Source organism: Lactobacillus sp. W8174 (assembly GCF_016100975.1).
Taxonomy (GTDB): domain Bacteria; phylum Bacillota; class Bacilli; order Lactobacillales; family Lactobacillaceae; genus Lactobacillus; species Lactobacillus juensis.
Genome location: NZ_JACFRN010000001.1, coordinates 519,966 through 545,104, shown reverse-complemented (window position 1 = coordinate 545,104; position 25,139 = coordinate 519,966). Strand labels below are relative to the sequence as shown.

General features: G+C 37.2%; 2 protein-coding genes. Both read left to right on the top strand.

Annotation, left to right across the window (positions count from 1 at the left end; all coding sequences use genetic code 11):
- Positions 1-450: 450 nt before the first annotated feature.
- A complete protein-coding gene (locus H3U49_RS02605) occupies positions 451-10,623 on the top strand; it encodes an SLAP domain-containing protein (protein ID WP_198179404.1) in 10,173 nt (3,390 codons plus the stop codon).
- Between the two features lie 437 nt (positions 10,624-11,060).
- On the top strand, positions 11,061-25,046 hold the full coding sequence (locus H3U49_RS02600) for an SLAP domain-containing protein (RefSeq protein ID WP_198179402.1): 13,986 nt from the start codon (positions 11,061-11,063) through the stop codon (positions 25,044-25,046).
- Positions 25,047-25,139 lie beyond the last annotated feature (93 nt).

The following is a 25,139-nucleotide window of genomic DNA, read 5'->3' as shown; positions in this document are numbered from 1 at the left end:
ATCTATAGTTTTAGAAAAAGAGGGGCTGAGTCTCCTCCTTTTTTCTGCGAGAAAAACTCTAGCAGGCATATCTTCCATACTATCTAAATATCTAAGCAAGTCCGAAAAAAGTTATATTTACTTAATTGACTATGTTAATCAGATCACAAACATATTCATGTATATATAGTACAAATTATATTTTGTATATTATATATAAATATGTTTATAAAAACAGTAAAATTAATTTATATTTAAAATAAACATTTTATTTCTATTGATTAAATTATTGTTATTTATATATATATTATACTTATTGAATCAGCATAAAACTTAAAATTAAGGTTATTTTATATTATATTTTTTTGAATTTCATTACCTATTAAAATGCATAATAGTGTTACTAAATTGACAGTAAAAATAACAGGACTTACAATTAATATGTAATCATAATTTCGAGAAAGGATTATTATGCTAGGTAAAAATAATAATAAGGAAAGAATACGTAAAATGGAAATGCAGGCAAAGCAAGACCACTTCTCAATTCGTAAATTGACTATTGGTGCTGCTTCTGTCTTACTTGGTTTTACATTCTTTGGCTTAAGCAATCAAACAGTTAAAGCTGATACAGTTGATCCAGCAAGTGAAGAAGTAGATTCCCAAACTAATGGAAATGAAACAACTAATACTGAACAAACTGCGACTAAGGCAAAAACTGCAACTACACAAAAGCAATCATTTCAAGATAATACGAAGCACGATTTAAGCACTTTTTCTGGCTTAAGTTCATTTTTAAAAGATAGTGACTCAAAGACTAGTCACAGTTTTGCAACTGGTCAAGCAGAATCAGAAAAGACAATGCCCGAGTCGACGAATAATTCTGATCAACAGTCTAGTCATAATCAGGATACCGCTGCTGACTCATCCGCTAAAGGTGATACAACAAAGCCTGTCGATTCAACAGCTGCAGTGGCTAATGATTCAAATGCTGCTGAAAACACAGAAATAAATACTAGGGATGCTAGTGTAGCACAGGTCCATACCTTTGATGAGCTTATAGGTGCGTTTCAAAATGATAGTATTTCAGAAATTGACGTTATGAACGATATTACTGACGGACCAGAGAATGGATCACAAGCGTTCTACTTTTACGGCAGGAAAATGCTCATTAAATCCGCTGGTGACAGTAGTACTAGGTATAAAGTTGATTTGAAAGGTAACCATCTCCAATTAAATAGTGGCAGTACGCAGGATTTAGATATAACCTACGACAACCTTGACTTATGGAGTGCAGATATCTGGGGCGTCATCATGACTGATGATTACAACCAAGATGGTCATTTTTCAAAAATCACATTCAATAATGTTAATTTCCATGGTTCGCAAATGGTTCACTGTGGAAATAATACTAAAATTTACTTTACAGGAACAAACTACGGGGAAGTAACGCATACACCTTATCCAGGAATTACCATTTCAAGTGGTGATGTTCAACAACTTTTTGAATTTACTGGTTCAAATAATTCACTTGATTTTAGTGGGACTTTTACTGGTAAAACCGTTGGTGGTAATGTGATAGAAATGGCGGGTAACAACAATGTTGTTAACATTGAAAAGAACGCTAAGGTATCACTTTCACCGCGGATCTATATTCCTAATAATAGCTTAGGCTCTAACGCTGCTGAGCATACCGGGCTTCCTTTAGCTATCGCCATGTTAGGCAATAATGAAGCCGTTAATGTTGATGGTGAGCTGAATATCACAACTGGTAGCGATCACTATAATGGTACAAATGATAACGATCAATCCAGTGCAATCCTGATCAATGATGGCAACTCCGTTTTCAACATTAATAGTGATGCGAAAGTCAATATTACTACTAATGGTGATATAGCTAATAACTGGGGCAACAGAAACCTGATTTATGATGGTGGTAATTTTAACATTCTGCCAAGGGGATCGTTAAACATTAATGGTTCAAATATGGGCGACTATTCTGGTACTTTGGTCCTAATTAGGGGTACGGCCAATATTGAAAACGGTGGTTTTAACATCATTCTTGGAAAGCCAGGTCCAAATGGTAGATACGTAGATGGCGGTAATGGCCAAATACTTTTGGTAGATGTGCAAGGCGGAAAATTATTTGTTAATAATCCTACCTCATTAATTTTGAATGTCCAGGGCAATACCAATCCTGCTACGAGTATTATCGGCACCATGCCGATTACCTTAACAAATGTGCGTCAGCAGTTTGATTTGAGCTCAACGCAAACTGGGGTTGGTAAAGTAACATTGCCACCATTTCACGTTTTAACTGTTAGGAAAACTGACAATACAATTGCAGTCGATAATATTGAGTTGCTTAATGGTCAAGAAAAGCTAACAGCAGATAAATTAGCAGAAATTAAAGCACAGGCTGCTAAGGCTCATATTTCACTTGATAAATTACCAGCTGACGTTCAAAATTCCTTAGCTGATGGTATTAAGAACGGTTGGACTTACGATCAAATCTTTTCGGATATTATTCAAAAAGCATTCAATAATAGCAATAATTTTGGCTATAACAACATTAGTTTTATTCCGGCCAATCCAAGTGGCTTTTTAGATATTGATCCTGGAAAGGTCAAAATCACTAGAAATGATGATGGCTCACAAACAATTTCCGGTGAGGCAGGTAGCGTAATTAATTATAATTCTGCTACTGATGGACCAGATTCAGATCCAGAAAATTTGAAAAACCCGTTTAGTTTGATTTTACCTGTTGCCACTAAAGCATATATTATAGCAAATTTAATTGATAGTATGGGTGTAAAAACTGCATGGACACCAAAGGATCAAAATGGTAAAAATATAATCGACAATCCATACGCACAAACAAAAGACACCACTAGAGATTCAAGCAACAGTTCTTTAAATCCTTTACCAACACAATTTGCAGCAATTGTAAATGATGACGGTTCGTTTAGTTTTACTATTCCAGCCGATCAAACGATTAAGTTTGATAAAGGCTACTCTATAGAATTAACTCCAAATGCTAACTTTGTTAGCTATGATCCATCTAGTGTTGCTGCTGGACGTCGTCCAATAATTAAAAACTTGGATATTCTAACTTTAACAGATGCGCAAGATCAGGCTGCTAAGGCAATCACTGATGCTATTAGTGATGCAAAAATAAACAGGCCTAATAATTTATCTGATGCACAGATCAAAGAGTTTAATGATCAGCTAGATAAAATTGCTTCGGCTGCATCTAAGACAATTACTTCCGACAACGAAAAAACTTCAGTTTATGCTTCAGGTGCTAATACTTTAACAGAGGTTAACAATCGTAAGAAGGCTGCCCTTGATGCAATTAAGAATATCGTAAGTCAGGCGCAAAATTCTTCAACGATTGAGGCATCTCGTAATAATGCAATTACAAATTTAAATAATGAAGCCACGTTGCAGTCAAAGAGATTTCCTACAATGACAGATGCGATTAATGCTGCACGTGATAAAGCAATTAATACTATTAAAGGTATTCAAGCTGATAAAGATATTACTGAAGCAGAGAAGAATGGCATAAATGCGATTGATCAAGCTGCTTATGGTTATAAGAAGAGTATTGAAACTGATCTTAAGCAAAAAATTGATCAAGTCTATGTTGACGCTTACAAGCTAGCAAACGATCCTAACTTGAGTAAAGAAGAGAAGGATGAAATAGTTAATTTACCTACTCGTCTGGCTCGTGCTCAGGCTATCGCTCAACCAGAAGGCGATATTGAAAAAGATCTTGACCAAGTATCAGTAGATGGGCACCAAAAAGAAGCTCAAGGTATAATTGATAAAGTTAATAAAACAATTCAAGCACTGAAAGACTTACAAGCTGTTGCTCAAGATGAAATTAAAAACCATGCCGATAAGACTACAGAAATAAAGGATTCCTATAATAAAGCAGTTCACGACATTATCACTGGTGATGATCCTGATGGTTCTAAGGGTAAGGAGTCTATTAAGGATATAAATGCTGATCAAGAAGCAAGCAAAATTAATGCTGCAGCAGCTGCTGCCAAAGAGCGAGTACAGAATTCAGGCATTAGTTTAGATCAACAAACTCCTTTACTAGACGCAATTGATCAAGCAGCAGAAGTTGCAACTGCTAAACCAGGAAGTGCTAAGTATGATGAGCAAAAGTCAATTTATGGCACTTCTGACAACACTGTTATCAATCAAAGAGAAGCAGCTGCACAAACTATTTTTGATCAAAATGCTGCAAAAGCTGAAATTTTGGGATATGCAAATGCTAATGAGAGCTCGCTAGGCATCCCTTCAAACTCTGAAATCGAAAAAACAGTAACTGATGGTTTAACCAATATTGATCAAGCAAGCGATTCTGCTACTGTTTCGACAACCGAGGAGTCAACTAAGCGGTCAATTTTAAGACAGCTTTCTAAGATTAAGCTTGCCCAAGTTGAAAGTAATATTGAAAGCCAATTGCGTAGCTTGCCAGGCTTGTCAGCAAATGATATTGACGATAGCGTAGCAAATGCACAGAAACTGCTCAATAATTCAAGCACTCCTCTTGGCTATAACCAGCGGATTGATCAGGCAGACAGTTTAACTGCAATTGATTCAGCACGTAATGATGGTATCGATGCCTTAAACAGCTTACTGGCTTCAGCTAAGGCTAAGGGTGAGCGTAACCAGTCCTTAGATGATGCTATCAAGCAGATCAGACAAGAGCAAGTAAACGCTGATAACCAAATCGATCAAACCAACAATCTGACTACTGAACAAAAGAAAGCATATCATGATCAAATCAGCAAGGTAGTTAATGATAGTATTGATACCTTAAACAAAGTCGATAGTTCTAAAATCGCTGAGACAGTCACTAACGCTAAAAACAGTATAGATAATATTGTAAGCGATGCACAAGGGACTGCCAATAAAGAGGTAGAAGAAGCTAGAACCAAGGCAGCTCAAGACGTTGATACAGCTGTTAATGATGCAAAAGCTAAAATTGAAAGCATTGATGATAGTCAACTTAGTCCTTCAAATAAGAAGTATTATGAAGATCAAATTGATCAAGATGCCCAGGCTGCGAAGGCCAAAATTGCTTCAGCTCAAAATGTTTCTGATATCACTTCGGCTAAGCAAGATGGTCAAAACAATATTCTAAAAGATTTAGGTGCTGCTCAAATCACGGCCACTAAGGCGCAGGCAATTAGCAAACTGCAACAGGCCAAGGCTAATGCCAAAAATACTCTTGCAAATTCTCATCTTGATCCGGCAATAGTTCAAGCAAAACAGGATCAGATTGATGCAGGTTATGATCAAGCAATCCAGGCGATCACTAATGACCATACAGTAACTGATATTAACACTGATGCTCAAACAGGAATTGATGCCATTAATTCTGTTATTAATTCCCTTTCTCCTGATCTCGAAGCTCAGGCCTTAGAACAACAGCGTCAAACTGCAATTGGAAAATTAAAAGATGCGCGTGATTCTGCAAGCAGTCAGATTACTAATGATCCTAATTTAGGAGTAACCGAAAAGAATGACTACTATAATCAGATTACCAATGCCTTCAATCAGGCTCAAACTGCCATTCAAGGTGCAAGTAAAGATGATATAGATGCAGCATTAACTAAAGGTAAAAATGATTTAGCAAACATTCAAGCTGCAGCGAACTTGCAATCTGCAAAAGACCAGGCTTTAACAGCTCTAATGGATGAGCGCAATAAAGTAAAAGAGCAAATTGGCAATATGGATCAGATTACCAGTGCCAACAAAGATGAATTGCGTGCAAAAGTGGATGCTACATATGATATTGGTGTTAATGGCATTAATGATAAAAGCACTACTACCAATGAGCAACTTAATAAAATTGTCCAAAATGGTAAGTCATCAATTGATGATGTGATTAGTGACGTAAATGTTAATAAGATCCTTAATAAACAAAAGCTTGATGATTATGCACAAAAGGCGATTGACCGAATTAATAGTTCGTCAGATATTACTAATGATGCCAAGACCACAACTATTAATAACATTACATCTGCACGCGATAATGCAAAATCAATAATTGATTCTACAAATGCTGTCTCTGATGCTAATATAGCTGAGAAAAAGGGCGAATCAGCTATTGATGCTGCAGAAGCTGCAGGTAATGGTTTTAATACATCTAAAACTGATACTAAAAATAATATTGCCAATGCTGCAAGCAGTGCCAAGAATCGTTTAAGTGACATTTATAGCAAATTATCGAATGACCAAAGAAATGAAGTAAAAAAGCAATTTGATGATGCAATTAGTCAGCTTGAGTCAATCCCAACGGATGCAAATAGTAAAATTGACGCTGCCACAAATAAAGAACAACTAACTGGAATTTATCAAGATACATTAAATAAAATTAATAACATTGAATCTGCTGCCAAGTTAGCTAGTGATAAAGTTGTTGCCACCGATTTGATTAAAAATACAGCATACGCGGCTCGAGCTAAACTAAATGATTCACGAGACCAAAATGCGGTTTTTGCAGTGGCTGATTTAGGCATTAAAGATATTGGCGCGGCTAATGATAGCGCTACAGTTGAGAAAATCAAAAATAATACCTTACAGGGAATTAGTAACGTAGTTGCTAATGCAAGTAAGAGTGATGCTGACGATATCCGTAACCAAAGAGATCAAGCAATTAAAGAACTTGATAAAGCTCTTGGAAAAGGCTCAACTGATACCGGTGTTCTACCAGAAATTAATGGTTTAACTGGTCTAAACCCTGATCAGCTAGCTAAGTTTAAACAGCAAGCACAGGATGCTTATGATCATGCCGTTTCAAGCGTCAGTGGCGCTCTATCTGAAAATATTGATACAGAAAAGAATACCGGTCTAAGCAATATTTACCAGGCCTTGTCTGATGCTAAACTGCAGGCGGCTAAAAATAAGGCAAAATCTGCCTTAGATGATAAAGCCCAAACTTCAATTGCTAGTGACGCTAATGATAAATCTACGATTGAAAGCGAGCGGGATAAAGCAAAAGAAAATATTGATAAAGCTCAAAATCAAGATGATGTGCAAAAGGCTCAAGATGAGGGTAATAAAGCAATAGAAGCGATTGTTGATACAGCAAAGGATACCAGCCTCACTAACGCTAAGACATCTGCTAAAAATGATTTTGATAATTCAACAAATAAATTACAACAGCAAATTGATCAAGATTTGGCCGATAAAAAATTAGGTCAAGACCAGTATAATGATTTGAAGAATAAAATTGATCAAATTCGTCAGTCTGGTGAAACCAGAGTTAACTCTGCTACCAGCCAGGACCAATTGTCTGATGCTAAAGGTCAGAATGATGCTGATTTGAATAAAGTTAATAATGAAATTGTTAAGGCAGAATCTGTCAATAACGCATTGACTAAGTTGCAAGACGCAGTTAATAAAGCAAATGAAGCTGCAGATAAGATTGCTAAAGATAATCCTAGTTTGGCAGATCAGATGAGAGATCGCATCAAGTCAGAACGTGATAAAGCTGCTCAAAATATTCAAGCTGCTCAAAACAATGCAACTGATGCCAATAGTGCAATGAATCAAGCGGCACAAGCTGGTAATGATGCAATTACTGGCTTAACTCAGCGATTCGAAGAAAAGAACAAACAAATTAATACTCTGAAAGAATATGCTGAAGCTGCTAAGACAAAATTGCCAAGTTCAGGACTTGATCCAACGGAAATAAGTCAAAATGAAGCTGCAATAAATGACGCAATGCAAAAAGGCATTAGCGACTTATATGGCGCTGATGATAATGCAAACTTAAGTCAAGTTGAAAAAGCTGGTGAGGCCGCTATAGATCAAGCAGGTATTCCAGCCAATTTACTAAGTGAAAAGAACAAACAAATTGCTGCTATTGATAAGTATGTCAAAGATAAGGGCAGTATTGGTCAAGTTGCAAGTCATTTAACTGATCAACAACAGGCTGACTTACAGGATCAACTTAATCAGTTGGTTCAAAAGACTAAGGATGAAATTAGTAAAGTTGCTTTACCAAGCAGTCCGACAACAACGGATCTCGAAAATGCTAAACAAAAATTGCAAAACATTGAGAAGGGTCTGGATAGCGAGGGACACTCAACCAATTTAGGTGAAACTGGAATCGACCAGCTTTACCAAACAGCCCAAAATAAAGAAGAAATCTATCAAATTAAGCAAAATGCTATTAATAATCTTCTTGAGCAAAAAGCAGAAGCTGATAAAAAACTTGAAGGCTCTGGCTTAGTAAACTCTGATTTACAAAAGCAAAAACAGAGGCTTCAAGATATTTACGATCAAAGCAAGGCAAAGATTAACGCAGTTCCGACAACAGATAAGAATGGAAATGATCGTTCTACTGCTGACATCCAAAAAGACGTTGATCAGATTGTTAACAATGCAACCCAAGGATATTCTGATAACAATTCTGGCAGTCACATTCCTGGCTTTGCTGATGTCGAAAAAGATACTAATCTTGCTGCTGCCAAAGCAAAGGCAGAAGATATTTTACAAAGAAAATATTCAACAACTCACAACATTATTGGGTCATCTCAACTAACTGCTGATCAAAAGAAAGCATTAAACAAGATAGTTGATGATTTATATGCAACTGAAAAAGCAGACATAGAACAGCAAACTGATATCAATAAAATTCCGACTGACGAAAATCAAATTGGTACTAAGCTAACTGATACTTATCAAAATACTTCTGAATGGTTTGATTATAACCAAGCTAATGCCTTAAAGGGTGCTGGAAATGAAATAACAGGCCTGGAAGCTGGATACAATGGCTTAACTGAAGCACAAAAAGCAAATCCTGATTATCAAAGGAACATTCAAGCTATCCAGGATGCAATTGATGCAATTAAGCATTCGACCAACATTGGCTCTACATCTCAAGCGTATAGCAATGGAATCAATGCCTATAATGAGCTAATGGGTAAAGAAAAAGTTAATGATTTGTTCAATAAGGCAAAGGACAAGCTTAACAATATAGATAGTCTACTTCCTCAGGATAGAGATCATTTCAAAAATAGACTTGATGGCATACATGGAAGTATAGATAGTGTGCTTACTCAAGATGCTCAAGCTGACGCATCTTACGAGAATATTGCAAATCAGATGAACCATGATATAGACATGGCAAGGCAAGCAATTGATCAGTTAATGCAGCAAGCATTATATGCAGTTAAGAGTTCTGCCAATAGGGATGTTGAGGCTGAATACAAAGGTGCAGTTGCCCAGAACCAAAAATATTTTGGTGAGTCTGCATTGATTTATGCAACTAATAGTGAGCATGACAAATATAAAGATATCTCTGGTAATTCTTATGATGAAGTTCTGAATAATAGAATAACTGGGATACGGGAGATTGCCAAAGCTGCTGTCTCAGATGCTGCTACTAATGCTAAGAAGAAAATTGATAATAACAGGGTCAAGCATGAAAACGGTGATAACTATACTGACGATGAAAAAGCTGCAATTAAGACTGAAATCGACCGCATTTTAGCTGATGCTCAGGAAAAGATTAATCAAAATAATACTTTAACTGATATTGACGGCAAGCGTGACGATGGTATTGAAGCGATTAATAAGGCTTCATCAGATTCAACTGTCATTGATAAGATTATTAAAGATAGTGCCAACAGCAATAATAATGGCAATAATAACGGAAACAATACCAATAATAATTCTGACAACAATGGCAGCAATTCTAATTCTGATAGTAATGGCAGTACTTCATCTATTCCTGTTAACCCTGTTAATCAACCATCAACTGATAAACAAAATGGAACAAATGGTGCGCCAAATGATTTAGGCGAAAGTACTAATGTGACCTTAATGCACAATGCTTATCTATATGATAATTCTGCCAAACGTGCTAACAAAGTTACACTCGGTGCCGGTTCAATCCTTACTACTTATGGTACAGTTTCTATTGGAGGCCGTGAATACTATGTACTAGTTGACACACATGATAATAACAAGAAGTATTATGTTGCTGCAACAAATGGTCAGGCCACCAAGCAAAAAGTGGTCCATAATGCATATATTTATAACCAGCTAGGTAAACGGGTTAAGAAGACTGGCGTTTACAAGAAGGGTCAGCTGCTTAATACGTTCGGTGGAGTCGTTAAGATTCGTGGTAAAAGATATTTCACTATTGCAAAGAACCGCTTTGTCAAAGCAGGAAATGTAAAATTAGTAACTGCTACGGGATCAGCGGGTGAAGAAGTTGCTGCAGCAACTATTAATGCTGCAGTTCAAACTGTTGAGACTACGACTAAGAAACTAATGCATAATGCTTATCTATATGATGAAAATGGCAAGCGTGCTAACAAGTTAATTATCAACTTGGGTTCAGAAATTGAAACAGTTGCTAAGAAAACTATTAGCGGTAAAACCTATTACGTTTTAACAGATGGATTGCTTGTAAATAGCGGCAATATTGATGCCAAGAAATTAAAGCTGAAACATAATGCCTATATATACAATAAGTATGGTCATCGTTTAGGTAAAAAAGTTTTGCGTAAACATAAAGCTGTTAAGACTTATGGCAATCCTATTAAAATTGGTCATAAAAAGTACTTTATTATAGCTAAAGGAAGGTTTATCAAGAAGGCAAACTTCTAATACACTTTGCTTAAATACAATATATTCATATAAGATGAAAGAAGCATCATAATTGATGCTTCTTTTTGCACAGCATAAATCCAATTAAACATAACATAAAAATATAAAATAGATATATTAATTATAGCTAATTTATTATTTTTATGTTATTTTAAATTAAAAATAAAATTCGAAATTTTGTATATAAAATGTAATAAAAATAAAAAATCAAAAAAATAAATCTATACATCACTTTTTAGTTATTTTTATTAAATAGCTATAAAATACTGCATTTAACGGATAATTTTATAGAATATTTGTTATTTATTTTTGAAAATAATAGATATTTAAATAACAGTTATTTATAGTTGATTATTGTACTTAATGTACTATATTGACAATTAATAACAATGGTTATAAAATTTGAATGTATTTAAATTTTCAAGGAAGGATAACTTATGTTAGGTAAAAATAACTATAAAGAGAGATTAAGAAAAATGGAGTTGCAGGCAAAGCAAGACCGTTTCTCAATTCGAAAATTGACAATCGGTGCTGCTTCTGTTTTGCTCGGCTTCACTTTTCTTGGTTTAAGCAGCCAGACAGTAAAGGCCGATACTGATACTCCTGCTCAAAATTTAGAGTCTAAAGTTGAAACCAAATCAAACGAATCTGATTTGAAGACAACTGCGACAGATAATAAAGAAGAAACTACACTTAAATCTAATAAAGTTGATAATCAAACTGAGAGGACAGAAAAAGAACCAAAATTGTCCACTTTTTCCGGTTTAACTTCATTTTTGAAGAGTAATGATCAGGCCTCAAAAAGTGTAACCAAAACGGAAACTGCAAAAGATCAGGAAAAGAAAGATGTTAAAGACGCTGGTCAAGCCAATCCTGTTGAACAACCGGAAACTGATGCAAATGATTCAAGCGTGACAGCCCCAGAAAAAAATGACTCAATTAGTAAAGACACTGTTTCTAATATTACGGCTGGAAATAATGTTTCAAGTGATAGTAAGTTGCCAGAAGATTCACAGAGTAGTGTTGATAAACCTGATAATGATGCCAGTTCTGAGGGCGGACAAAATGGTGATATAGATAAAACAGCGGTTGCAAATGATAAAATTCCAATAGTAAAAGATGCTGGTAATGGAATATCATATAAAGTAAGTAGCTGGCAAGATTTCCAAAATGCACTGTATAATCAAAAAATTACTGAAATTGTTTTAATGAATGATATTAGTGCAGCTTCAGGTATTTGGAACACTACATTTAGCGTTCCGGGACGTGATTTATTAATTAGATCTGATGCTAATAACAAGTATACTTTGAATTTTACTGGATATGCACCTATACAAACGGCTGGAACAAACGCAAATGTTACTTTTCAAAATATAAATATCAAGAGTAACGACTTTTACGGTGTTTGGGATACACTATATGTAAGTGGTTCTTTTCATACTAATATAGTTTTTAACAATTGCACTTTTAGAGGTACACAATTAATATATTCTGGTGATAATACCCATATTTACTTCACGGGTAATAATGATTGTCAAAATATTAAGACATCAAACGCATATAATAATCAGCAACAGCTGTTTGAATTTAGAAACACAAAAAATAATAGTATTGACTTCCTGGATGGCGAATTTACTGGTTCAACATATGGCGGAACCATAATTGAAATGAAAAGTAATGGCAACACTCTTAAAATTCATAGAGGCGCCACAGTAAATCTTATTCCTGCTCAAACATATGATGGCAATGCTACCACCGGTGAATATGGTTTCCCTTACAGTGCCATCTATATGGAAGGCGCAGGAACTATACAGGTTGCCGGCGTCTTAAATATTAACATTGGTGATAACACAGTCATGCCTTATAAAGACACGAGGAATGGTGCCAGATCAAGAGCGGTATATTTGAATGATGCTAGTTCAACATTTAACGTTATGCAAAATGGTCAAGTTAACATAAAAACTAATGGTAATATCAGTGATAGCGATACCAATAATTTATTTTTTGACAATGGCAATTTGACTATTAATCCCAATGGTGAAATGAACATTTTGGGAAATGACATGGGTGATTATTCAGGTACCTTAGTTTATGTTACGGGGACAGCTGACGTTGAGAACGGTAGCTTTAATATTCGATTGGGAGATAATGCTGGTTCTGGAAACATTACTTTGCTTGATGTCTCTGGAGGAACATTCAAAGTTAATAACCCGACATCATTTGTTTTGGATGCCCACAATAACAAAAATACTAATACAAGCGTTATCGGTAATAACAAGATCACGATTACCAATGTGCGACAACAACTACAAAACAGTACGGGTAAAGCTTTTACCTTACCACCATTCCATGTTTTGCAAATGCAGAAAACTAATACCGGTATTACTATAAACACGATTGAGATGCTGGATGGGAACAAAACTTTATCGCAAGAGCAGTTAGATGAGATTAAAAATGACCCTGAAATAAAAAACATTGTCAATGACAAGAGCTTTGTTTCATTCTTAACTGCCGCTGAAGCTGCCGTTAAAAATCCAGAAACAAGTACATTAGATAATATTGTTAAAAATGCCTTAGAGAGTGCTTTGAGTAGTAAAGATACTAGTAGCTACAATAATATAGCTTTTGTTCCGGCAAACCCAAGCGGCTTCTTGGATATTGATGAAGATGGCTTGCAAGTTATCAAAAATGATGATGGCTCTAGGACTATCACAGGAAAGGTATCAAATTACAGTGAAGAGGTAGATGGCCCAAGTAATGTCAATGCCTTTTATAAGTATTTCCCGAAAGGTACTAAGGGGTATGTCATTGTTAAATATATTAGTAGCAATCCAAATTATGATAAACAAATTCTCCAAGATGAAAATTTGAAACCCTATGTAAATACTACCGATACCTATCGAGGAAGTATTGAAGATAATATTAGCAAGTTGCCCAATGTATTCTCCTCTGAAATTAATCCAGATGGAACCTTTGCAGTAACAATACCGGCTGATGTTACCCTAAACATGAAAAAGGGTGATAAAGTCGAAATAATACCAGATGCCAACTTTGTTGAGTACAGTCCAACGCTCATTGATGCGGGTGCTCGTCCGGTGCAAAAGAGTTTAGATATTCTTACTTTGTCAGAAGCTCAAGACGATGCTGCTACTACGATTAGAAATGCGGTAAAAGATGCCGAAAGCAAGAAGCCAACTAATTTAAAAGAAAGTCAATCAAAGACTTTTGAAGATGATCTGGCTAAAGCATTGGCAATGGCAGATTCAGTCACTGAAACTAATAAAGACACAACAGTTTATGGTGCAGATACCATTGCCGAGGTCAATAGACGTAAAGAAACGGCTCTTGACCTTGTAAAAAAAGCTTTGCAAATTGCTAATGAAGAGTCAGATGAGCAAAATAAATTAGCTGCAGCCAAAGAAGCTGCTAAACAAGCACTTGATAATGAGCTCAATGGTAATGGCACTTCCGGGATGCCGGGTGTGGTTAACCAAATCGCTGATTTAGCAAACAGTGGTTTAACTCAGGACAACGTTAAGATATATCAAGATCAAGCTCAAAAGGCATACGACGCTGCAAAGAAAGCTATTGATGACTGTGAAAGTTTTGATGAAATCACTAAAGAGCAAGGTAAGAGTGTAGCAAACATTGATCAAGCTTTAACAGATGCTAAGGCGCAACAAGTTATTGATAAAGCTGCAAGTGATTTAAAGACTGCTAAAGAAAATGCTTTGAAAGAATTAGGAGCTGAACAAGCAAACGTTGAAGATTATATTGCTAATTTAAAAAATATCAGTACTGATGCTAAGGCTGCATTAAATAAGGAAGTTGAGGATTATTATCAAGATGCTGCTGACAAAGTTAATAATCCGACGCCATCAAGTCTTGAACAGGTAGACATTGAGAAGAACATTGGGATTAGAAAGATTGACAGTGTTTGGAACAAAGCTACGGCATTTGATAAGGAAATTGTTTCTGACCAGAAAAAACTTGATGATTACGCCCAAGCTGCAGCAGACCGAATCAATAAGACGGACATGTCTGATGAAGACAAGCAAAAAGCGGTAAACGATATTAACAAGGCTCGTGATGATGCCAAGATAAATGTGGGCAAACAATTAACGGCTGAAAATGCAGATAAGGCTGCAGATGATGGCGAAAACGCGATAAAAGCAGTTGAAGACAACGCAAATGCAGCCAACATTGAAGCTATTAAAACTTCTAACACTGCTAACCTTAACGCTGCTGCTGATAGCGCAATTGAGCGTGTGAATAAAGCTTATAATAGTTTGACAGAAGCTGGTCAGCAGCAAAGAGCTGATGCCGATAAAGCGGCTGCAATTACAGCTATTAATCAGGCTAAAGACGCTGCCACCGAAACAATTAACTCTGCTACAACCAAAGATGCAATCATTAATGCCTTTAATGCTGCTAAAGACAAGTTTGACAACGCGGCAACCACAGCTGAAGTTGCTTTTGCCAAAATAGCAGCTGTTGATGCTGTCAAGAAAGAAGCTGACAGTGTCAAGCCGAATTTAAGTGCAACTGATCAGCAGACAGTTGATGGTATCGTTGCAACAGCTAATAGCGATTTCCAAAAAGCAACTACAGTCGACAAGGTCAACAGCATCAAAGATCAGGCAATTAAAGATATTGATAATGTTAAAACTACTGCTGATGTAGTTAAGCAAACCGAAATTAAGGCTAACAAGGATACTCAGACAGCTAATATTGATGCGGCAGCCACAGCAGCTAAAAAGCGTGTAAGTGATGCTTACCAGAAACTGTCAGCGAATAATCAAACTAGTTGCCAACAGTCGTTACAGACAGCTTTAGATGATATAGACCAAGCTGCAAACTCTGCTAAAAGCAATATTCAGAACGCACAAAATGTGGCAGATATTATAGCTGCAGCTGGAACAGGCACACAGGCAATCGCTGCTATTGAAACAAAAGCAGAAGTTACTTTTGCTCAAGCTGATGCAAAAGAAGCCATCGCAAATGAAGCTGCTAAGATTAAGCCTGGCTTAAGCACCGCTGATCAACAAACGGTTGATGGCATTGTTACTGCAGCTAATGGCAAGATAGACGCTGCTACTGATGTGTCAACAATTAATAATATCAAAAATCAGGCAATCAGAGATATAGACCAGGTTAAAACCACAGCTGATTCAAGTGCAAAGGAAAAAGTTGATAAAGCAAAAGAGCTGAATAAGACTAGTATTGATGGAGCAGCTCAAGCAGCGATTGCGCGGGTGGATGCTGCTTACAACAGCTTAACAACTGCTGAAAAGGCAGCCAATAAGGGCACACATGACCAAGCTGTTGCAGATATTAAGAATGCCCAAACTGCAGCTGAAGCAAAGATTGCAGCCGCAACTACTGAAACTGAAGTTGCTGCCGCAGCTAGTGAAGGTACAACAAACATTAATAAGCTGGCAGATGCAGCTGAATTAACCTTTGTCAAAATCACTGCAAACGATGCGGTACAAGCTGAAGCGGCAAAAGTAAAACCTAATCTCAAAGAAACCGCAGATCAAAATAAAGTAGATGAAATTGTTAGTCAAGCAAAAGATGATATCGGAGCAGCAGAAAACGTTGATAATGTAAACAGAATAAAAGAGAATGCCATCAAGGCAATTGACAACGTCAAGAGCAATGCCGAGCAAACGATTCAAAAAGCACAAGAATTAAGCAAGGCGAGTGTTGATGCCCAAGCAGATGCCGCTAAGAAGCGGGTCAAAGATGCTTATGATAAGCTCACTTCTGATGAGCAAAAGACAACGGCAGTCCAAACTGCTTATAACGCAGCTAATAATGCCATTGATAAAGCTAAGACTATAGCAGAGACTGCAATAGCTGCTGCACAATCTAATTCAGAAATTACGACAGCTGTTGATAATGCTAATAAAGCCTTTACACAGGCAGCTTCTGACGCCGAACTGGCCTTTGCCAAGGTGGCTGCGATAGATGCAGTTCAAGATGAAGCGGACAATGTCAAGCAAGGCTTAAAGCAAACAGCTGATCTTAATAAAGTAGACAGTATAGTAAGCCGAGCTCAAACTGATTTGAACAATGCCGACAGTGTTACCAAAGTTGACTTCATTAAAGACCAGGCAATTAAAGATATTGATAATGTTAAAGCTGCAGCTGATGCAGCAATTGACAATTCCCAAACAGTTAATAAAGCTAATATTGATAAAGCAGCAGCTGATGCAACTCAACGCGTTCAGAATGCTTATAACGAGTTAAGTGCACCTGAAAAAGAGCAGGCTAAGTCAGAATATAATAAAGCTCTCAGCGATATTAATGAGGCAAAGAATACTGCGGATGCGGCAATTCAAGCTGCAAAGACAGTAGATGATGCTACCAGTGCCGCTACAACAGGAATTTCTGCAGTTAATGATATTGCCAACAGAGCTGAACTATCATTTGCAAAATTGGGAGCTAAAGTTGCAGTTAAAGCAGCAGCAGATGCTGTCATTAACGGTCTTGATAATGAAAAAAAGCAAAAGGTACAAGAGATAGTAACTACAGCAAATTCTAACATTGACAGTGCTACTACTATAACTGACGTGGTTAGATTTAGGGACCAGGCTATCAATGATATTAATGGTGTCAAAGCTGTGGCAGATGCTGTTAAAGAAGCACAGCTAAATGAAAACAAGAAAAACAACACCGCTAATGTTAATGAAGCTGCTGCAGCTGCTAAAAAACGTGTCGATGATGCATATAACAAATTAAATGATTCTCAAAAGAATGCCAATCATCAGACTTACCAAAACGCCTATGATGCGATTGACAATGCTGCAACTAGTGCGAATAACCAAATTGCACTGGCACAGTCAAGTGATCAGATATCGGAGATAGTTAACACAGCTAAAGCTCAGTTTGATAATGCAGCCACAAAAGCTGAAGTAGCTTTTGCTAAGATAACAGCTGTCGCAGATATTTCGAATGAAGCTAATAAGGTTAAACAAGACCTAAAGGCTGATTCTGATAAGAATCGGGTTGACAATATTGCTACCACTGCTACTACCAGTATTAATAGCACTAATACTGATACTGTAGCTAAAGTAACCAGTATTAGGGATCAGGCTATTAAAGATATCGACGCTGTTAGAGCTGAAGCTAATGGTGGTGAACAAGCCAGTCTGGAAGAAACTAAGAATAATCGGACTAGTGATGTTAACAAAGCAGCAGCAAATGCTAAAACCCGGGTTGATACGGCTTACGCTCAGCTGACACCTGCTGAACAAGATGCAACAAAGCAGGCCTATAATGATGCTCTTGCTGCTATTGAAAATACGCGCCTTAAAGCAAATAGCGATATTGCCAGTGCTGAAACTAAGGATGCGGTAAGCGATATAGCTGCAACAGCTGAGCAGGAACTTGATCAAGAAGCAACAAAAGCAGAGGTAGCATTTGCCAAAACAGCTGCTAAAGATGCGATTCAGGCTGAAGAGCAAAGTACTATTGCCGATCTGAAAGGTCAAGACGATAAGACTTCTGTACAGAACATCGCTAATAATGCTATTGCAGAAATTGACCAAAATTCGACAGATACTGTTGCCAAAGTAAACAGCATTAAAGATAGCGCAATTAGTGCCATTAAGGCTGTTAAAAATACAGCAAATGCAGTAGATCAAGCTATTGTTGACGAAACTCGCAAAGACAGCTCAGAGAATATTAATGAAGCAGCTGAAACAGCTAAGAAGAGAGTTGAAGCAGCATATAGTAAGCTGACGGAAACTGAACAAGCAGTTGCCAAACAGGCTCATGATGACGCCCTTAGCGCAATTGCAAGTGAGCAAAAGGCTGCTAACGATGCAATTTCTTCATTAAATTCAAAAGCAGAAATTACTCAGGCAGCAACTGAGGGTATTAATAAGATTAATGCAGCAGCAACCGAAGCAGAAGTAGCCTTCGCCAAGGTAGCAGCGAAAGATGCAGTTCATGAAAAAGCCAAATCTATCATAGATCAGTTGAATAAAACTGATGATAAGAAGCAAGTACAAGCTATTTCTGATCAAGCAGATAAAGATATTGACGGAGTTGCAGCAGATACTGTAGATAAGGTAAACAGTATTAGAGATAAAGCGATTAGTGATATAAGTAATGTAAAAGCAACTGCGGATGATAATGAACAAAAAGAACTGGAGAAAACAAAAGAAAATAATAAGACCAGTGTTGATGATTTAGTTACAGCTGCTAAAAAACGTGTTCAAGATGCTTATGACAAACTTGGAAAAGACGAAAAAGTTTTGGCTGCAAGTGATTACAGTAAAGCCATGGATGCCATCACCCAAGCCCAAGCAACAGCAAATGATGCGATTAGTGCCGCTACAAATGCTGATGCGATTGTTAAAGCGGTCGGAACAGCATCTACTGCCCTTGATACGGCTGCTACAACAGCTGAAGTAGCATTTGCCAGAGTGACAGCTAAGACTGCAATCCAAGCTGAGGCTGATAAAGTCAAAAAAGGTTTGAAGCAGGAAGTTGATCAAACAAAAGTCGATAACATAGTGTTACGAGCAGAAAATGATCTTGCTGCAGCTGTAAGCGTAGATAATGTAAATACTATTGCAGCTCAAGCTATTAAAGACATTGACGCCGTTAAAGATACTGCTGAAGAAAATGAGCAAAAGGATTTTGCTAAAGTTAAGGATGATACTAAGCAGAGTATTGATCAAGCTGCCGCAGCTGCAAAGCAAAGAATTAATGATGCATATAATAGTCTTAGTGCAAATGGACAGTCAGCAACCAAGACGGATTATGACAAGGCAATTCAAGCTATTACTAATGCTCAAGCTGCAGCTAAAGATGCTATAGAAAAAGCAACGGATAGGGATGCCGTAAGTAAGGCTGCGGGAGATGCCGATCAGGCTTTCACACAGGCCGAAACAGACGCTAAATTAGCATTTGCTAAAGCAGCAGCTAAAGAAGCAGTTCAAAATGAGGCAAATACTGTTAAGAGCAGTTTAAGTAAAGATACTGATAAGAAAAAAGTAGATGCAATTTCAGAGCAAGCTGACACAGCTATTGATGCTGCTGCCGATATAACAACTGTTAATAAATTAAGAGATAAAGCAATTAGCGACATCGATGCTGTTAAAGCGACTGCTATTGCTGTTGACCAGGCAACTGTGGATCAAGCTAAGGATAATGGTAAGTCCAATGTTAACGGTGCTGCTGCAGATGCTAAAAAACGTGTGGAAAATGCTTATAATAATCTTAATTCTGACCAAAAGAATGATAATTATCAAGCATATCAAAATGCTCTTACTGCAATTGACAACGCTGCAGATGCAGCAAATATCCAAATTGGTCAAGCCCAAACTGCTGACGAAGTTAATGGGTTAGTAGATAATGCTAAGACCAAGTTTAATGATATTGCAACCCAAGCTGAAGTAGCCTTTGCTAAAGTGATAGCTAAAGCTGCTGTTCAAAAGGAAGCAACAAAGATTAAGAATGATCTGAAGTCTCAAGCTGATAAAAGCAAGGTTGATGGTATTGTTAACCAAGCTAATATCCAGTTTAACGATAGCGATACGGATACAGTGCAAGAGGTAAACAGCATTAGAGATAAAGCAATTGATGATATTGATGCTGTTAAAGACGCAGCTAATGGTAATGAACAAGCAAGCTTAGAAGAAACTAAGAATAATCAAAAGAGTAATGTGAATAGTGCGGCAGACGCAGCTAAAGCTCGAGTAGAAAAAGCTTATGGAGATCTAGAAAAAGATCAACAACAAAAAACTAAGCAGGCTCATGATGATGCTATTACTGCCATTGACAATACACTTCAAAAAGCAATTGCCGATATTCAAAATGCTGAAACTAAAGATGCTGCGGTAGCCATAGCAGCAACAGCAGACCAAAAATTTGATCAGGAAGCAACAAAAGCAGAGGTAGCGTTCGCAAAAGTAGCAGCTAAAGATGCTGTTCACAAAGAAGCCGCTAATGCCCAAAGTCAGTTAAAGAACACTGATGATAAACAAAAAGTTCAAAACATTTCTGATCAAGCAGATACCGCTTTTGATGATGTTGCAACAGATACGGTAGACAAAGTAAACAGCATCAAAGAAAACGCTATAAATGCCATTAATGCTGTTACAAATACTGCATCAGCAGTAGACAAGGCTTTGCTAGATCAAGCTCGCAAAGACAGCACTCAGAATATCACTAATGTCGCAGAAGCAGCTAAGAAGCAAGTTGATGATGCTTATGAAAAACTAAGTTCAAGTCAACAGGCGGCAACAAAACTGGATCATGATAATGCAATTACTGCAATTGAAAATGCCAAAACTGCAGCCATTGATGCAGTCAATGCAGCAACAAGCAAAGATGCTATTACTTCAGCAGCTAATGGGGGAGTTAACAAGATTAACGAAGCAGCAACTACTGCAGAGGTAGCTTTTGCAAAAACAGCTGCTAAAGATGCGGTTCAGGCTGAAGCTGCAAATGTGATTAAGAATCTGAAAGATGAAAAGGATCAGGAAACAGTTCAGAAAATCGCTGACGATGCAGTGACAAATATTGACAATGCTTCAACTGATACAGTGCAAAAGGTCAATGACATCAGAGATCAAGCCATCAATGATATTGATAAGGTGAAGAATACTGTTGATACCGCTGAACAAGCTAAGTTAGAAGAAGCTAAAGACAACAGTCAGGCAAGTGTTGATGCTGCAGCTGCAGCCGCTACAAAACGGGTTGAAGATGCATATAATAAGCTTAGTTCGCAGCAACAAACCAAGACTAAAGCAGATCATGATGCAGCTATTACAGCTATTAAAAATGCACAAAAAGCAGCAAATGATGCTATTGCGCAAGCAAAAGACAAGAGTGCAGTAGCTGGAGCTGTTTCAACTGCAAATACTGCCTTTGATCAGGCAGCCACTCAGGCTGAAGTCGCTTTTGCACGGGTAGTTGCTAAAGACGATGTTAGAAATGAATCAGATAAGATCGAAAAAGGCTTGAGCCTTGAAAGTGATAGGACTAAAGTTGAAGGCATTGTCAACGAAGCTAATACTCAGTTAAATACAGCTGATACAGTGCAAAAGATCAATGATATTAGAGATCAAGCCATCAGTAACATTGATACTGTTAAGACAACCGCAGATCAAACTGCTGCTACTAAGCTTGATAATGACAAGAAAGCTGCAATTGATGCTTTAACTAACAAACAAACTGAAGTTAAAAATGGCATCGACTCCTTGAAAAACATCAGTGATGAAAACAAGGCTGCTCTAAAAGATAAAGTAGATCGCTATTACCAAGATGCAGTTAATAAGATCAAAGACGCAGGGACAACTACTTCTGACCAGGTTAACAATGCTAAACAAGAAGGCATCGATAACATGGGCAAAGTTCTTGATGATGTCAAGTCCTTAGACACAGCTATTGCAAATGATCAAAAGAAATTAGATGATCATGCTTCTGCAGCAATTGACAAGATTAATAAGTCTGATTTATCTGACGCTGACAAAGGAAAGGCTATTGAATCAATCAATAAAGCTCGTGATGATGCTAAAGAGACTGTTGCTTCACAGCCAACTGTTGAAAAGGCAGACGCAGCCGAAAAAGTTGGAGAGAGTGCAATTGATACAGCTGAAAAAACGGCTACAGATACAGATTTAGGAAATTCTAAACTTACCGAAAAGACCAAAGTCGATGCTGCGGCAGATAATGCTAAGAAACAACTTGATGATGACTATAATAAGCTGACTCTTGATGAGCAGAAGGAAGTTAAAGATAAGTATGACAAAGCTAAAGCAGATATTGATCAGGCTAAAGCTGATGCCGAAAAAGCAATAGATTCAGCAACTTCCAAGCAAGATGTCAACAATGCTTCTGATAAAGCTAAGACTGACATTGACAAGGCCAAGAACGATGCCGAATTAGCCTTTGCTCAAGCTGCAGCTAAGGACGCAGTTAAAGCAGTTGCTGAAGATATCAAGAGTGCCTTAAATAGACAAGAGGATAAGAACAAGGTCGACGATCTTGTTACTCAAGCTAATAAAGAAATTGACGCTGCAACTACAATTGATTCTGTAAATAGCACTCGTGACCAAGCGATTACTGCAATTAAGGGTATTAAGAATTCTGCTGACCAGTCAGATAAAGATAACTTAGCTGCTATCAAGTCAACTAATAAAACAAATGTTGACCAGGCAGCAACTAAAGCTAAAAACCGTGTTGATGAAGCTTATAACAAGCTTGATATCACTCAAAAAGCAACTACTCAAGCTGATTATAACAAGGCTCTAGCTGCTATTGAGGATGCTAAGAAAGCAGCCGAAACTAAGATAGACAGTGCTACTAATGCAGACGCGGTTGCAGCAGCAGTTGACAATGCTTCTAGACAATTTGATTCTGCGGCGACAACAGCTGAATTGGCCTTTAGCAAAGTGGCTGCCAAAGATGAAGTCAATAAAGCAGCTTCTACAGCTAAGCCAAGCTTGAGTAAAGATAATCAGGATCGAGTAGATGAGATAGCAAAACAGGCAAGTGTTGATATTGATTCAGCTGAAACTGTTACCAATGTTGATAGAATTAAGCAAACCGCTATTGATAAAATTAATGCCTTAAAAGGTAATGATGAAAAAGACTTAGCTCAAGCTATCTCAAATGCCAAAGCAGAATTGAGTAAAAAGCATGATGATGCAGTAGCAAGACTGAAGGATAAGTTTGGCAAAGATGCAGATACCACTGAAGTAGATAAGGCATTTAACACTAATAAGGACATCACTGGTACATCGGTTGATGAAGTTAAAGAGCACGAATTGGCAGCCGAAAGGGAATTGGCTAAAGGCGAAGTTCAAGACACTGGCACTAATGCTAAGAATAAAATTGACGATTTAAAGCACAAGGATGGTACTGACTATACTCAGGCTGAAAAAGATGCTATCAAGAACCAAATTGATAAAGATATTCATGAAGCTATTGATAAGAATGGTACTATTGATCAAACAAGTGATTCAGCCGGTGTGGATAAAGCTCGTAAGGATGCAATCGACAAGATAATTGGTGAAACAGTTCCTGACAGTCAGGAAGTCAACAACATCATAAATCAAGATAAAGACGTTCTCAGTCAAAGACTAGCCGCAGCTCGTGAAGCTGCTTCAAAATATTTGAAAGATAAGAAGTTTGGTCCTGACACTGATGATAGTACCATTCAGCAAAGATATGAAGATGCGCTTGCCAAACTTAACGCAAAGCCAACCGATTTAGCAACTGAACTTGAAGGTGAAAAGTTAATTGCCATAGGAGCTTTAGCTGATGCACAAAAGGCAGCCAATAAGCTTGTTGATGGTAATTCTAATTATGATTCTGATGCTAAAAAGCAAATCAAAGAGCATATTGTGAAGGATTACAATGAATTTTTGAACAGTATTAATGCATGTTCATCAGTCAGTGAGGTAATCTCTGCGCAGCGTAACCTTGGTATTGATCAATTAAAACGCGATGCCACGGAGTCTAATGTTAATGTAACCAATATTATAGAAAACGGTGGTAGCGGACAGCAAGTTCAACCGATAGCACCTGCTCAACCTGATAAGACTGATGATAAAGATAAGGAAACTGATAAGAAGACTGAAGACTCTGAAAGAGTAATCTTAATGCATAATGCCTACCTGTACAATAGTAAAGGTAAACGTGCAAATGGCATTACTTTGGGAGCCGGATCAATTCTTGATACTTACGGTATTGAAACAATTAACGGTGAACAATATTATGTTTTAGTTGACAAAGTTGCCGATAATAAGAAGTACTATGTCTCAGTCGGCAATGTTAAGAAAACAGCTAAGAAGTTGAAACATAATGCTTACATTTACAACCAATACGGCAAGCGGGTTAAGAAATCAGGTAAACTGAAGTCAGGTAAGGTCATTGCTACATACGGCAGTAGCGTTAAGATTCGTGGTAAGAAGTACTTTATCATTGCCAAGAATCGTTATGTCAAAGCAGCAAATGTCTCAAGCCAAAATGTACCTTTAAAGACGGCAACGGCTAATCAAACTGCTGCTGTTGAAGCAGGAGACCAATCTCATATCATCATTAATAAAAAGATAATGCACAATGCATATCTTTATGATCAAAATGGTATTCGTGCAAATGGCTTAGTAATAAATGCTGGTTCAAAGGTTGACGTAGTTTCGCAAAAAGTTGTCAACAAGAAGCTATATTATATTCTTGAAGACGGGTTGTATATAGCTGCAGGAAATATCGATGCCAAGAAACTGAAATTGAAGCATAATGCTTATGTATACAGTAAATATGGTAATCGCCTAGGTAAGAAAGTACTGAAGAAACGTAAATCAATTAAGACTTACGGTAATCCAGTAAAGATTAAAGGTAAGAAGTACTACACTATAAAAACAAGTAAATTTGTTAAAAAAGCCAATGTTAAAGGTTAGTTTAACTAGCTGATAACGAGAGAAGTGCCACAATTGTAAAAAAACAATTGTGGCACTTTTTCTTTTGCTAATTATTTTTTACTTAGCAATAAA